Below are 14274 nucleotides of genomic sequence, written 5' to 3' on the forward strand. Positions count from 1 at the left end.
GCATGCGCCGGCCGCGGATACGGCGCGGCATGCGCGGGCGCGTGCGGCCGACCGGTAGCGCGCCCGCCGTCACGGCCGCGCGCTCACCGACGGCGCGCCGCCCCTACTTCCGCGCGCCGCGCAGCTCGGTCACCGCGGCCTGCAGCGCCTGCGGCGTGGCGACCGACGCCGCCATCGGCTCGCCGACCGCGAGCGTGAGCCGGCTCATCACGCCGCGCTTGATCGGCCGCGGCATCCGCGCATCGGTATGGCGCGAGAAGTAGCTGCCCCACAGCCCGCGCAGCGCCATCGGAATCACCGGCACCGGCCTGCGCGTGAGGATCTCGGTGATCCCGTGGTGGAACGTGTTGATGTCGCCCGTCTTGGTCAGCTTGCCTTCCGGAAAGACGCACACGAGCTCGCCGTCCTTCAGCGCGGCCTCGCACGCGTCGTACGCGCGCGCGAGCATGTCGGGATCCTCGTGGCGCGGCGCGATCGGAATCGCCTTCGCGTGCCGGAACACCCAGCTCGCGAACCGCGTCTTGAAGATCCGGTGATCCATCACGAAGCGGATCGGCCGCGGGCTCGCGGCGGCCAGCACGAGCGCGTCGACGTAGCTGACGTGATTGCACACCAGCACGGCCGCGCCGTCGTCGGGGATCCGCTCCGCATGCACGAGGCGGATCCGGTAGAACGTATGCACCAGCACCCATGCGACGAAGCGCAGCAGGAACTCGGGCACGAGCAGGTAGATATACGTCGCGACCGCGACGTTGAGCAGCGCGGTCACGAGAAACAGCCCGGGGATGTCGACGCCCGCCTTGGTCAGCCCCATCGCCATCAACGCCGACAAAATCATGAACAGCGCATTGAGGATGTTGTTCGCGGCGATGATGCGCGCGCGATGGGTCGGCGCGCTGCGGCTCTGGATCAGCGCATAGAGCGGCACGCTGTAGAAGCCGCCGAACATCGCGAGCAGGAACAGGTCGGCCAGGATGCGCCAGTGGCGCGCGCCGGCCAGGAATTCGCCGACCGACAGCAGATGACCGGGCGACGGCATGGCATGGCTCGCGAAGTACAGCTCGATCGCGAACACGCTGATGCCGATCGAGCCGAGCGGCACGAGCCCGATCTCGACGCGGCGCTGCGACAGCCGCTCGCACAGCAGCGAACCGAGGCCGATCCCGACCGAGAACGTCGCGAGCAGCACGGTGACGACGTCGGGGCTCGCGGACAGCACGTCCTTCGCGAAATTGAAGAACGACGTGAGGAAGGTCGCGCCGACGAACCACAGCCACGAGATGCCGAGCAGGCTCAGGAATACGGTGCGGTTCTGTCGCGCGAGCGCGAGGTTGCGCCAGGTTTCGCTGAACGGGTTCCAGTTGATCACGAGATCGGGCTGCGGCGCGGGCGTCGGCGGCACGCGCTGCGCGACGAGGCGCCCTGCCAGCGCGATCGCGACGACGCTCACCGCGAGCACGCGCTCGCCGCTGCCTTCGATGCCGGCGGCCGCGCCGCCGATGATCGTGCCGATCAGGATCGCGACGAACGTGCCCATTTCGACGAGGCCGTTGCCGCCGACGAGCTCGTGCTCGCCGAGATGCTGCGGCAGGTACGAATACTTGACCGGGCCGAACAGCGTCGAGTGCATCCCCATCATGAACGTGCACAGATACAGCAGCGCCGCACTGTGCGTGACGAAGCCGGCCGCGCCGACGAGCATCAGCACAATCTCGAAGGTCTTCACGAAACGCGTGAGCGTCGCCTTGTCGTACTTGTCGGCGATCTGGCCGGAGGTGGCCGAGAACAGCACGAACGGCAGGATGAAGATCGCGGAAATGAGGAACGCGGCCGTCTTCGCGTCGACGCCGGAAAAGCGTGCGGTGTGATACGTGACGAGCGACGTGAAGCCGATCTTGAACACGTTGTCGTTCAACGCGCCGAGGAACTGCGTCGTGAAGAACGGCGCGAAACGGCGCTCGCGCAACAGGTCGAACTGCGATGCGTGGGCGCGCCGTTCGCCGCGCGTCGCTGAAGAGACTTGCGTGTGATCGCTCATGCGGAATACGCGCGCGTCGTCTGGGCGAAGCTGCGCGGGCCTCGTGTTGTCGTTGAAAAAACGGCGGCGCAGGCTGAACCTGCGCCGCCGCGCGCCGAATGGCAGCGCCCGCGTGCGAAGCACCGGGCGCGACGTGTCACGGCTTCTGTGCTTCGGCTTCCGATTCCGGCCAGTCGCGGATGTAGGCCTTCAGCATCCGGTTCTCGAAACTCTGCGCCTCGACGACCGTCTTCGCGACGTCGTAGAACGAGATGACGCCCATCAGCACCTTCTTGTCGAGCACCGGCATGTAGCGCGCGTGGCGCTCGAGCATCATCCGGCGCACTTCGTTCACATCGGTTTCCGGCGTGCAGGTGAGCGGCTCGTCCATCACCTTGCGCACCTGTACGTCGCCGATCGCGCCGCCGTTTACGTGCAGGCGCTGGATGATCTCGCGGAACGTGAGCATCCCGACCAGATCGCCGTACTCCATCACGACGAGCGAGCCGATGTCGTGCTCGGCCATCGTATCGACCGCTTCGCGCAGCGGCTTATCGGGCGTCACGGTAAACAACGTGTTGCCCTTCACTTTCAGAATATCGCTGACGCGCATCGTGGTTCCCTCGAGCTTGAATGCAAATCCGCTTTCGATCCTATCGGAAAGCCTGTCAAAAGGAAAGCGCAGGGGTAAGGCGCAGGGCCGCGCGGCTTGCGGCCGCCGGCGGCCCGCCGCACAATGGCGCCATGAACGGCGACCCGAGGAGACGGCCATGGCGCATACGCATTCGGAACAATTCGCCAGCTTCGCTGATTTCTATCCGTATTACCTGAACGAACACCAGAACGCGACGTCGCGGCGGCTGCACTTCATCGGCTCGCTCGGCGTGATCGGCTGTGTCGCGATGGCGGTCGCGACCGGTCGCTGGCCGTGGCTGCCGGCGGCCGTCGTGTGCGGTTACGGCTTCGCATGGATCGGGCACTTCTTCTTCGAGAAGAACCGCCCTGCCACGTTCCGGCATCCGGTCTACAGCCTGATGGGCGACTGGGTGATGTTCAAGGACATCTGCGTCGGCAAGATCCCGCTGTAACGCACGCCTTCCGGCGCGGCGTCACGCCGTTTTCGGCGGACGCGCGTGCGGGTCGGGCACCGCGCCGGCGAGCGAGCCGGACGCCGGCGCGGCCGGCTGCGCGCCATCGGCCGCGCGCGCGGCGATCAGCGACGCGAGCGACACGTCGAAGCGATCGTTCGACAGCACGTCGAGCAGCGCCGCGCCTTCGACGTGGCTGCTACGCCGCTGCAGCTGATAGGTCAGCTCGGTCCGGTCGATCACCAGCACGTCGAACAGCTGCGCGAGCGTCAGACGATCGGGGTTCGCCAGCAGGATGTAGCGCGGCGCCTGGTCGCCGCCCTCCAGCCGCGCGATCCATTCGCGCTCCTCCATCGTCAGCAGCAGCCGCTGCGCAGTTTCCATGTCGCAGCGCAGCATGGTCGCGAGCCGCGGCGCCGTGCAGCCCGGCCTGCCGGCCGCGCGCGCTTCGGCGAGCCGCGCGAGCAATTCGAGCGCGTCGAGCAGATCGCTGCCCGGATAATGGATGCGATGAAACTGGCCGACACGGATCGCCGGCAGCGCGGACGCGACCATCGCGCCGAGCAGCGCGATGAACCAGCTCAGGTACACCCACAGCAGGAACACGGGCAGCGCCGCGAACGCGCCGTAGACGGCCGTATAGGTCGGAATGCGCCGCACGTAATAGCCGAAGCCGCGCTTCGCCAGCTCGAACGCGACGGCCGCGAACAGGCCGCCGATCACCGCGTCGCGCCACGCGACCGTGCAGTTCGGCAGGTACACGTACAGCAGCGTGAACGCGAGCACCGTGAGCGGCAGCGACGCGAGCGCGAGCAGCCACTCGATGATCGACGTCGACGGCGCGGCGCCGGTGAACGCCAGCGACTGCGTGAACAGATACGACGACAGCGACAGACTCACGCCGAACAGCAGCGGCCCGAGCGTGATCAACGCCCAGTACGCCAGCACGCGCTGCGCGAACGGCCGCGGCTTGCGCACGCGCCAGATCAGGTTGAACGCGGACTCGATGGTCATCATCGTCATCACCGACGTGACGACCAGCACGATCAGGCCGGCCGTCGTCAGCCCCTTGGCCTTGGCCGCGAACTGGTTCAGGTACTTGAAGATCTGCACGTTGAACTGCGCGGGCATCAGGTGATCCGCGAGGAAGCCCTGCAGCGAGATCTGGAACGACGCGAACATCGGGAACGCGGTGAACAGCGCGAACGCGACCGTCACGAGCGGCACGAGCGCGAGCATCGTCGTGAACGTGAGGCTACCCGCGACCTGCGGAATGCGGTCCTCGGCGCTGCGCCGCGCGGCGAACTGCGCGAGACGCTTGAGGGTGTCGAGATCGACGGCCAACTTCGGCAAACGTTTTCTCCTTGTCGATGCCGCGCGCCCGGCGGCGCGCGCCGCCGCCGCGCTGCGCGACGACTTCAGCCCCTATAATAGCCGCTCGATCCAGCAGGGGCCGACTGCACCGGGCACGCGCGCGGCCGCACGGGGCTCCGCCGCCCATGAAAGACATCCTCGTCCTCTATTACAGCCGTCACGGCGCCACGCGCGAACTCGCGCTCGCGATCGCGAGCGGCATCGACAGCGTGCCGGGCATGCAGGCGCGCATCCGCACCGTGCCGCCCGTGTCGACGGTGTGCGAAGCCATCGCTCCCGACATCCCCGACGACGGCCCGCCGTATGCCGAACTGCGCGATCTCGAAGAATGCGTGGGCCTCGCCCTCGGCTCGCCCACCCGCTTCGGCAACATGGCCGCCGCGCTCAAATATTTCCTCGACGGCACCACGCCGCAATGGTTGTCCGGTGCGCTGGCCGGCAAGCCGGCCAGCGTGTTCACGTCGACCGGCAGCCTGCACGGCGGCCAGGAGTCGACGCTGCTGTCGATGATGCTGCCGCTGCTGCATCACGGGATGATGATCGTCGGCATTCCGTACACCGAATCCGCCCTCAGCACGACGCGCACCGGCGGCACGCCGTACGGCGCGTCGCACGTGTCGCCGCACGAGCGCAGCGCCGCCGGCGGGCTGTCGGCCGACGAGAAGACGCTCGCGGCGTCGCTCGGCGTGCGGCTGGCCCGCGCGGCCGCGGCCCTGGCCGCCGCCGAGGCCGCATGAGCGGCCCCACGCCCGCGCGCGCCGCAGTCGCGGCCCGGCCGAGCTACGCGCTGGCCGCGGCCGCATGCCTCGCCGCGCTGATCGTGCTCTCGCTCGCATGGGAACTGTGGCTCGCGCCGCTGCGCCCAGGCGGCTCGGCGCTGCTGCTCAAGGCCGTGCCGCTCGCGCTCGCGCTACCCGGCGTGTGGCGGCGTAACATCTATACGCTGCAATGGGCGAGCATGCTGATCCTCGTCTATTTCGCCGAAGGCGTCGTGCGCGGGATGTCCGACCGCGGGCTGTCCGCGACGCTCGGCTGGTGCGAGACCGCGCTCGCCGTCGGCTTCTTCGTGGCGGCGCTCGCCTACGTCGCGCCGTTCAAGCGCGCGGCGAAAAAACAGCGCGCCGCGTCCTGACCCTTACGCGACCGAACGTGATGATTCCTTCCGAAGCTTTCGTATCCGCCTGCCGCGACGCGATCGGCGCCGCGCACGTGCTGACCGACCCGCACGATACCGAGCCGTTCCTGACCGACTGGCGCCGCCGCTACAAGGGCAGCGCCTGCGCGGTGCTGAAGCCGGCGGATACCGCCGAAGTCGCGGCCCTCGTGCGGCTCGCGAACACCCACGGCGTCGCGCTCGTGCCGCAAGGCGGCAACACCGGCCTGGCCGGCGGCGCAACGCCCGATGCGAGTGGCAGCCAGGCCGTGTTGAGCGTCGCACGCCTGAACCGCGTGCGCGCGTTCGATCCGCACAACAACACGATCACCGTCGAAGCCGGCGTGATCCTGGCCGACGTGCAGGCGCGCGCCCGCGAAGGCGGCCGGCTGTTCGCGCTGAGCCTCGCCGCCGAAGGCAGCTGCACGATCGGCGGCAACCTGTCGACCAACGCGGGCGGCACTGCCGTCCTGCGCTACGGCAACGCGCGCGAGCTGTGCCTCGGCCTCGAGGTCGTGACGCCGCAGGGCGAGATCTGGGACGGCCTGCGCGGGCTGCGCAAGGACAACACCGGCTACGATCTGCGCGACCTGTTCATCGGCGCGGAAGGCACGCTCGGGATCATCACGGCCGCGGTGATGAAGCTGCATCCGCTGCCAGCCGCGCAGGTCACCGCGCTCGCCGCGCTCGAATCGCCGCACGCGGCGCTCGACTTCCTCGCGCTTGCGCAGCGTGCGGCCGGCCCGCTGCTGACCGGCTTCGAACTGATGTCGGATTTCTGCATGCAGCTCGTCGGCAAGCACTATCCGCAGTTGCGCTACCCGTTCGAGCGCACGCATGCGCAGACGGTCCTGCTCGAGCTGTCGGACAACGAGAGCGAAGCCCATGCGCGCACGCTGTTCGAAACGCTGATGGAACAGGCGTTCGACGCCGGGCTGGTGGTCGATGCGGTCGTCGCGGAGAATCTCGCACAATCGCGCGCGTTCTGGGATCTGCGCGAACACATCCCGCTCGCGCAGGCCGACGAGGGCCTCAACATCAAGCACGACATCGCCGTGCCGATTTCGTCGATCGCCCGCTTCATCGACGAAACCGACGCCGCGATCCAGCAGGCCGCGCCCGGCGCGCGGATGGTCACGTTCGGCCATCTCGGCGACGGCAATCTGCACTACAACGTGCAGACGCCGGCCGGCGGCGATCCGAAGGCGTTCCTCGCGCAATTCCAGACGCCAATCAACCGTATCGTCTACGACAACGTGCATCGTCACCATGGCACGATCAGCGCGGAACACGGGATCGGCCAACTGAAGATCGACGACGCGCAGCGCTACAAGTCGCCGGTCGAAACGGCGCTCATGCGAACGCTGAAGACCGCGCTCGACCCGCGCGGGCTGATGAATCCCGGCAAGGTGGTGCGCTGAACCCATTCAATCCGGAGCGACGCCCATGAGAGTTCGCGTGCTGTCCGACCTGCATCTCGAGAGCAACCAGCCCGACGCGATCGCGCATGCCGAGGCGGATCTCGTCGTGCTGGCCGGCGACATCCACAACCACGCGGAAGGCCTGCGCTGGGCCGCCGAGACGTTCGACGCGCGCGTGCCGGTGATCTACGTGCCCGGCAACCACGAGTATTACGACGGGGAATTCGGCGCGCTGGAAACCGCGATGCGCGACGCCGCGCGCACGCTCGACAACGTGCATTACCTGAACAACGGGCTCTACGTCGACCCGGCACAGCGCTTTCGCGTGCTCGGCACGACGTTATGGACCGATTTCTCGCTGTTCGGCGCCGACGACGCAAGCATTGCCCGCGCGACCGAAGCCGGCATGCGCGTGATGCTCGATTTCAAGGGATTGATTCAGGTGACGTGGCCGCACGAGGCTTCGACGCGGCCCGGCGACGCCCCGCAGCGCGATTTCACGCCGGCCGACGCGATCGCGCTGCACCGGCACAGCCGCGCGTGGCTCGCGGCCCGGATCGCGACGCCGTTCGCGGGCCGCACGATCGTCGTCACGCATCATGCGCCGCATCTGCGCTCGCTGGCGCAGCGGTACGAGGAGGATCTTGCTTCGGCGGGATTCGTGACGGACCTGGCGGAACTCGTGCGGCCGCCGGTCGACCTGTGGGTCCACGGCCACACGCATACGTCGTTCGATTACGTGACCGACAGCGGCACGCGCGTGGTGTGCAACCCGCGCGGCTATATCCGTCGCCGCACCGGCAAACTCGAGAACCCCGCGTTCGCGTGGGATCGTGTGGTCGAACTCGGCTGAACGCGCGGCGGGCGGGCCGTGGGCCGTGTACGGCCCCGGTCGATAGATTGCCTGAGCGCCGCTCAGCGGTCGGCGCGATGGCGGCCTTGCGACGACGCGCGCACCCGCACCGGCACCAGTTTCGCGCGCGCCTTCATCGCGCGCAGCAGATCGCGCGTCGCCGCAGCGGCGGCGGCCGCGCCGAGCAGAATTCCAAGGCCGATCATCAGGTGCGTATCCATTGCGACTCCGAGGGTGGGCAGATTCATATGTCGATGATTTGAACAGTATCAAACTGTCCGGCGTCCGCGGGTAAAAAAGTGTTGCGCGAACGACAAATCTCGTCAGATTCCGAGCGATCGCGCCATCATGTCGCAGCCGTGATCTGCGCGAGCGCAGCTTCGTCGGCTTCGAGCGTCGCCGGCAGCTCGTCGCGCAGAAAATCGACCCACGTCCGGATTTTCGCGTCGAGGTACTGGCGCGACGGATACAGCGCGTAGATGCTCATCGGCTGCGACCGGTATTCCGGCAGCAGGCGCACGATCTGGCCGCTGCGCAGCCCGCCGATCGCCGAATACAGCGGCAGGCCGCCGATCCCCATCCCTTCCCGCACGGCCACCGCCAGCGCCTCGGCCACATTTACACGGAACGGCGGCGCCGTCACCGGCACGAGCTCGTCGCCGCGCGGGCCCGACAGCATCCATTCGTCGAAGTGGAAGCCCGGCGCGACCATCCCGAGACAGGCGTGCTGCGCGAGATCGGCCGGCGTCTGCGGCTTGCCGTGCGCGCCGACGTAATCGGGCGACGCGCAGATGACGCTGTAGCTGTCGCCGAGCCGCTGCGACACGAGCCCCGAATCGGGCAGCTCGCGGCCCACGACGATCGCGACGTCGTAGCCTTCGTCGAGCAGGTCGGGCATCCGCTGCGCGAGCGTCAGCTCGACGTGCACGTCCGGATAGCGCTGCCGGTAGCGCCCGATGGCCGGCACCAGATAGTGCTGGCCGAGGCTCGTGAAACAATGGACCTTCAGCTTGCCCGACGGGCGCGCGTGCGCATCGCCCGCCTCGGCTTCGGCCTGGTCGACGTACGCGAGGATCTGCTCGCAGCGCTGCAGGTAGCGCTCACCGGCTTCGGTCAGCGCGATCCGGCGCGTGGTCCGGTTCAGCAGGCGCGTGCGCAGGTGCGCTTCGAGATCCGATACGGCGCGCGATGCATAGGCGGTCGTCGAATTCATCTGCTGGGCGGCCGCGGTAAAGCTCCCCGCATCCACCACGCGGACGAATACCCGCATGTTTTGTAACGTATCCATCCCATTACCCGTTTGAATCCGGACGGATTGTTGCACAGCAGCCCACCAATATTGTCTCAGGATTCGTAAAAATGACTTGCACCTTTGTTCGTTTATTCAGGAATTACTGAAAAATATAATCGCCTCCGAATCATCTATATCCGGAAGGGAGAAAATCGTGCAGTTTCCGGCAACAAAAGGGACGCTGGCACTGGCGGTTCTTGCAGTCTCATTAATAATGGCCGGATGCGCTAGCATGGGCGACAACAAGCCGCAGTCGGCTCGCATCGACGCGAACGGGCTCGACGCCGGCGCTGCGATCCGTGCGGCGGACCGCGACGCCGGCTGGCCCGCATCCGACTGGTGGCGCGCCTATCGCGACCCGCAGCTCGACGCGTGGATCGCCGCGGCGCAAGCCGGCAATCCGACCCTCGCGGCGGCCGAGGCGCGCGTGCGCGAAGCGCAGGCGATGGCGCGCGTCGCCCGTTCGGCCGAACTGCCGCAGATCAACGGCAATCTGTCGCTGATGCGCGAGCACTGGCCCGACAACGTGTACTACGGCCCCGGCCCGCTCGCGAACGTCGATACGTGGAACAACACCGGCACGCTCGGCCTGTCGTACCACCTCGATCTGTGGGGCAAGGACAAGAACACCACCGAACGCGCGCTCGATACCGCACACGCGACTGCGGCCGACGCGCGCGCGGCCCGGCTCGAACTCGAAGTGAACGTCGTGCGCGCGTACATCGGCATGTCGATGAACTACGCGCTGCTCGATCTCGCGCACGAAACGTTCGAGCGCCAGCGCGCGCTCGCCGATCTCGCGCGCAAGCGCCTGCAGGCGGGCCTCGGCACGCAGCTCGAGCTCAGCCAGGCGGAGTCCACGCTGCCCGACTACGAACGCCAGATCGACACCTACGAGGAAGCGATCCAGCTCGCGCGCCACCAGCTCGCGGCGCTCGCGGGCAAGGGCCCGGGCGCGGGTGATGCGATCAAGCGGCCGAACCTGTCGCTCGACGCGCCGGCCGGCCTGCCGTCCGCGATGCCGGCCGACCTGCTCGGCCGCCGGCCGGACGTCGTCGCGGCACGCTGGATGGTCGACGCGCAGGCACGCGGGATCGACGTCGCGAAGGCCGCGTTCTACCCGAACATCGACTTGCTCGCGACGGTCGGCGGCTTCGGCGTGACCGCGCCGTTCGTCGACTTCCTGCGCTCGATGAACGGCGGCTGGACGGCCGGCCCCGCGCTGACGCTGCCGATCTTCGAAGGCGGACGCCTGCGCGCGCAACTCGGCGCGGCCAGCGCCGGCTACGACCAGGCGGTCGAGCACTACAACCAGACGGTGCTCGCCGCGCTGAAGGACATCGCCGACCAGGTCGTGCGGATCCGCTCGCTCGACACGCAGAAGAAGGACGCCGCACGTTCGGTGGAAGCCAACGACCGCAGCTACCGGCTGTCGCGCGAAGGCTTCCGCCGTGGCCTGACCGACTACGTGAACGTCCTGATCGCGCAACAGCAGCTGTTACGTGCGCAGGAGACGGCCGCGCGCATCGACGCGGAGCGGCTCGCCGCGCATGCGCAGCTGATGGCCGCGCTCGGCGGCGGCGTCGAAACGGGCCAGGACGTGCCGCACGACGAAGCCGCCGCGGCTGCGCCGGCTGCTGCGTCGGGGGCTTCGTCGGCTGCTTCGTCCGGGGCAACCGCCGCGGCCGCCCCCGCTGCCAGCGCCGCCGCCCGCGCCACGCGGCCCGCGCACGTCGCGACGACCACCGCACCGTAACGCGGAGCGACCGACATGTCAGTCTCCTCCCCTGCTTCCACGCACGCCGGCGGACCGCTGCCGGCCTGGTTCGCCGCGTTCGGCGACTGGGCCCGCAGCGACGGCGCCGGGTGGCTCTATCTGTTCAAGGCGCTGCTCGCCGCGTTCATCGCAACGGGCGTGTCGATGCGGCTCGACCTGCCGGCGCCGAAGACGGCATTGACCACGGTGTTCATCGTGATGCAGCCGCAAAGCGGCGCCGTGCTCGCGAAGAGCTTCTACCGCGTGATCGGCACGATCTTCGGGCTGATCGCGACGCTGGCGTTCGTCGGCCTGTTCCCGCAGCAGCCGGAGCTGTTTCTGCTCGCGGTCGCGCTGTGGGTCGCGCTGTGCACGGCCGGCGCCGCACGCAACCGCAACTTCCGCAGCTATGGCTTCCTGCTCGCCGGCTACACGACCGCGCTGATCGGGCTGCCGGCGTCGCAACATCCGGACGGCGCGTTCATGAGCGCGCTCACGCGGGTCGCCGAGATCATGGTCGGGATCGTGTCGGCCGGCGTGGTCAGCGCGCTGGTGTTTCCGCAGTACACCGGCGAGCAGATGCGCACGACGGTGCGCAAGCGCTTCGTCGGCTTCGTCGACTACGTCGCCGCCGCGCTGTCGGGCAAGCTCGAGCGCGCGCATATCGAATCGATCCATACGCGCTTCGTCGCCGACGTGGTCGGCTTCGAAGCGGCGCGCAGCATGGCCGTGTTCGAAGACCCGGACACGCGCATGCGCAGCGGCCGCCTCGCGCGGCTGAACAGCGAGTTCATGAGCGTATCGAGCCGCTTCCACGCGCTGCACCAGCTGATGAACCGGCTGCGCGGCGCCGGCGCGCAGGCGGCGATCGACGCGATCGAGCCGTACTTCCGCGAGATCGCGCCGCTCCTCACGCGCAACGGCGAGCCGGTGCGCTCGTCGGCCGACGCCGCGCTCGCGGCCGCGCAGCTGCTCGCGTGGCGCGACGCGCTGCCGCGCCGCATCCGCGCGACCCGCGCGACGCTCGAAGCGCAGCCCGGCTTTCCGCTGCTCGACTTCGACACGGCCGCCGAGCTGCTGTATCGCTTCATCACGGACCTGCACGAATACGCGGCGACCTACGCGTCGCTCGCGACCGCGAACCACGAGCGCGAGCGCTGGATCGAGCGCTACGAGCCGCGCACCAACGCGACCGCGATGGTGATCGCGGCAATTCGCACCGCGACGGTCATTCTGGTGCTCGGCTCGGTCTGGATCGCGACCGCCTGGCCGAGCGGCGTGACGCTGACGCTGACCGCCGCAGCCACGTGCGCGCTCGCGTCGTCGACGCCGCGGCCGACCGCGATGTCGGCGCAGATGGGGATGGGCACCGCGCTCGCCGTCTGCACCGGCTTCCTGCTGACGTTCGGCATCTATCCGCACATCGACGGCTTCCCGCTGCTGTGCGTGGCGCTCGCACCGCTGCTCGCGATCGGCATCTTCATGACGATGAAGCCGCGCTACGCAGGCTACGGGATGGGCTATCTGATCTTCTTCAGCTTCCTCGCCGGCCCGGACAACATCACGCACTACGATCCGATGAGCTTCATGAACGACGCGCTCGCGCTGGTGCTGTCGATGCTCGCGTCGGCGATCGCGTTCGCGGTGCTGTTTCCGCCGAGCGCGCCGTGGCTGAAGAAGCGGCTGTTCGCGGACCTGCGCCACCAGGTCGTCGCGGCATGCCATGCGCGGCTGGCCGGCTTGCGCACGCGCTTCGAGAGCGGCGCGCGCGACCTGATGCACCAGGCGCACACGCTGTCGGCCGACCAGCCCGACGTGCAGCGCGACGCGCTGCGCTGGATGTTCGCGGTGCTGGAAACCGGCAACGCGGTGCTCGATCTGCGCGCCGAACTGGCGACGCTGCCGCCCGACCCGCGCTACGCGGCAACCACGCCGTGGCGCCGCGCGATCGAGACGATGCGCGCCGCCCTGTCCGCGCTGTTCGCGCAGCCGGACGCCGGGCGCTTCGACGCGACGCTCGCCGCCGTCGACGCCGCGATCGACGCGACGCGGCACACGCTCGATGCGGTCACGCCGTCGCGCGACGAACGCCACCGCCTGCAGCGCATCCTGAGCCACCTGCATTTCGTCCGTACCGCGCTGCTCGACCCGGAATCGCCGCTCGAGCCGCTGAACCGCAATCGCCCCGTGCGTCCCCAACAAGGAGCCTCGTCATGATGCCGCGTGAAATCGCCATTCTCGATGCCTACATGCCCACGGTGGTGCTGATGTTCGTCCTGGGCGCGCTCGCGACCTGGGCCGTCGACCGCCTGCTCGCCTATACGGGCCTCTACCGTCTCGTCTGGCACCCGTCGCTGTTCCGCGCGTGCCTTCTCGTCTGCATCTGCGGCGGAATGAGTCTCGCCGTTTACCGTTGATCCCGAACCATCATGATTATCAGAAAACTCTTCGGCTTCGTCGCGACCGCCGTCATCCTTCTCGTCGCGATCCTGATCGGGCGCTCGCTGTGGGTGCACTACATGGATGATCCGTGGACGCGCGACGGGCGCGTGCGCGCGGAGATCGTCAACGTCGCGCCGGACGTGTCGGGCGCGATCGTCGAGCTGCCGGTGCACGACAACCAGCTCGTCAAGAAGGGCGATCTGATCATGCAGATCGACCCGTCGCACTATCAGATCGCGGTCGAGCAGGCGCAGGCGGCCGTGGCCGCCCGCCGCGCGGAACTGCAGATGCGCCGCGACGACGCGGCCCGCCGTGCGGACCTCGACGCGCTCGTCGTGTCGAAGGAAAACCGCGAGAACGCGGCGCACAGCGCATCGAGCGCTGATGCGCAGTATCAGCAGGCGATCGCCGCACTCGACGCGGCCAAGCTGAACCTCGAGCGCACGCGCGTGATCGCGCCGGTCGACGGCTACATCACGAACCTGCAGACCTTCAAGGGGAACTATGCGGTGGCCGGCCAGGCGAAGCTCGCGATCGTCGACAGCCACTCGTTCTGGGTGTACGGCTACTTCGAGGAAACCAAGCTGCCGCGCGTGAAGGTCGGTGCGCCGGCCGAGATGCGGCTGATGAGCGGCGGCGTGATGAAGGGCCATGTCGAGAGCATCTCGCGCGGCATCTACGATCGCGACAACCCGCAAAGCCGCGACCTCGTCGCCGACGTGAACCCGACCTTCAACTGGGTGCGCCTCGCGCAACGCGTGCCGGTGCGCATCAAGATCGACGAAGTGCCGGCCGACGTGGTGCTGTCGGCCGGTACGACCTGCACGGTCGTGATCAACCCGGAGCAGCAGAAGAAGAAATCCTGAGCGCCGCCCGGGC

14 protein-coding genes are annotated in these 14274 nt (G+C 68.4%); 9 read left to right on the forward strand and 5 right to left on the reverse strand.

What is annotated here, in order from left to right; translation table 11 throughout:
- Positions 1–103 precede the first annotated feature (103 nt).
- Positions 104–2038 carry an MFS transporter gene (locus MBR110_RS10715; protein WP_011884525.1) on the reverse strand — a complete coding sequence of 645 codons (1935 nt, stop codon included), beginning with the start codon at positions 2036–2038 and terminating at the stop codon, positions 104–106.
- Positions 2039–2174: 136 nt separating this feature from the next.
- Positions 2175–2630: a CBS domain-containing protein gene (locus MBR110_RS10720; protein ID WP_011884523.1), complete on the reverse strand. Its 456-nt coding sequence runs from the start codon at positions 2628–2630 to the stop codon at positions 2175–2177.
- A 157-nt stretch (positions 2631–2787) separates the two neighbouring features.
- Between MBR110_RS10720 and MBR110_RS10725 the strand changes: the two genes are divergently transcribed.
- Positions 2788–3105 (forward strand): Mpo1-like protein, encoded by a 318-nt coding sequence (locus MBR110_RS10725; protein WP_011884521.1) that lies wholly within the window; start codon positions 2788–2790, stop codon positions 3103–3105.
- Positions 3106–3126: 21 nt separating this feature from the next.
- Here MBR110_RS10725 and MBR110_RS10730 read toward each other — a convergent pair whose 3' ends face one another.
- Positions 3127–4458 (reverse strand): YihY family inner membrane protein, encoded by a 1332-nt coding sequence (locus tag MBR110_RS10730; protein ID WP_011884518.1) that lies wholly within the window; start codon positions 4456–4458, stop codon positions 3127–3129.
- A gap of 146 nt (positions 4459–4604) precedes the next feature.
- On the opposite strand from MBR110_RS10730, the gene wrbA reads away from it, so the two are divergent.
- Genes wrbA through MBR110_RS10750 form a run of 4 tightly spaced genes read left to right on the forward strand, consistent with a single transcriptional unit; the run spans position 4605 to position 7906 of the window.
- Positions 4605–5216, forward strand: a complete 612-nt coding sequence (gene wrbA / locus MBR110_RS10735) for an NAD(P)H:quinone oxidoreductase (RefSeq protein WP_181709063.1) — start codon at positions 4605–4607, stop codon at positions 5214–5216.
- Positions 5213–5611, forward strand: a complete 399-nt coding sequence (locus MBR110_RS10740; RefSeq protein ID WP_034193321.1) for a DUF2069 domain-containing protein — start codon at positions 5213–5215, stop codon at positions 5609–5611. Before wrbA ends, MBR110_RS10740 begins: the two co-directional genes overlap by 4 nt.
- Positions 5612–5631: 20 nt before the next feature.
- Positions 5632–7053 carry an FAD-binding oxidoreductase gene (locus tag MBR110_RS10745; RefSeq protein WP_059990519.1) on the forward strand — a complete coding sequence of 474 codons (1422 nt, stop codon included), beginning with the start codon at positions 5632–5634 and terminating at the stop codon, positions 7051–7053.
- A gap of 25 nt (positions 7054–7078) precedes the next feature.
- Entirely contained in the window at positions 7079–7906 is an 828-nt protein-coding gene (locus MBR110_RS10750; RefSeq protein ID WP_175898469.1) for a metallophosphoesterase, read from the forward strand.
- Between the two features lie 62 nt (positions 7907–7968).
- On the opposite strand, the gene MBR110_RS10755 is transcribed toward MBR110_RS10750, so the two are convergent.
- Together MBR110_RS10755 and MBR110_RS10760 are read right to left on the reverse strand one after the other, a co-directional pair.
- On the reverse strand, positions 7969–8127 hold the full coding sequence (locus MBR110_RS10755; protein ID WP_165487609.1) for a hypothetical protein: 159 nt from the start codon (positions 8125–8127) through the stop codon (positions 7969–7971).
- 125 nt (positions 8128–8252) lie between these two features.
- The gene (locus MBR110_RS10760; RefSeq protein ID WP_059602898.1) at positions 8253–9194 is read right to left on the reverse strand and encodes a LysR family transcriptional regulator; all 942 of its coding nucleotides are present in this window, start codon (positions 9192–9194) and stop codon (positions 8253–8255) included.
- A gap of 157 nt (positions 9195–9351) precedes the next feature.
- Between MBR110_RS10760 and MBR110_RS10765 the strand changes: the two genes are divergently transcribed.
- The 4 genes from MBR110_RS10765 to MBR110_RS10780 are packed head-to-tail and all read left to right on the forward strand — an operon-like array spanning position 9352 to position 14261.
- Entirely contained in the window at positions 9352–10953 is a 1602-nt protein-coding gene (locus tag MBR110_RS10765; RefSeq protein WP_041493814.1) for an efflux transporter outer membrane subunit, read from the forward strand.
- A 15-nt stretch (positions 10954–10968) separates the two neighbouring features.
- Positions 10969–13170: an FUSC family protein gene (locus tag MBR110_RS10770; protein ID WP_059462230.1), complete on the forward strand. Its 2202-nt coding sequence runs from the start codon at positions 10969–10971 to the stop codon at positions 13168–13170.
- A complete protein-coding gene (locus MBR110_RS10775; RefSeq protein ID WP_011884507.1) occupies positions 13167–13370 on the forward strand; it encodes a DUF1656 domain-containing protein in 204 nt (67 codons plus the stop codon). The genes MBR110_RS10770 and MBR110_RS10775 overlap by 4 nt, the downstream gene beginning before the upstream one ends.
- 12 nt (positions 13371–13382) lie before the next feature.
- The gene (locus tag MBR110_RS10780; protein WP_011884505.1) at positions 13383–14261 is read left to right on the forward strand and encodes an efflux RND transporter periplasmic adaptor subunit; all 879 of its coding nucleotides are present in this window, start codon (positions 13383–13385) and stop codon (positions 14259–14261) included.
- Positions 14262–14274 lie beyond the last annotated feature (13 nt).

It is taken from the genome of Burkholderia sp. MBR-1 (assembly GCF_013822785.1).
In the GTDB taxonomy this organism is placed as follows: domain Bacteria; phylum Pseudomonadota; class Gammaproteobacteria; order Burkholderiales; family Burkholderiaceae; genus Burkholderia; species Burkholderia vietnamiensis.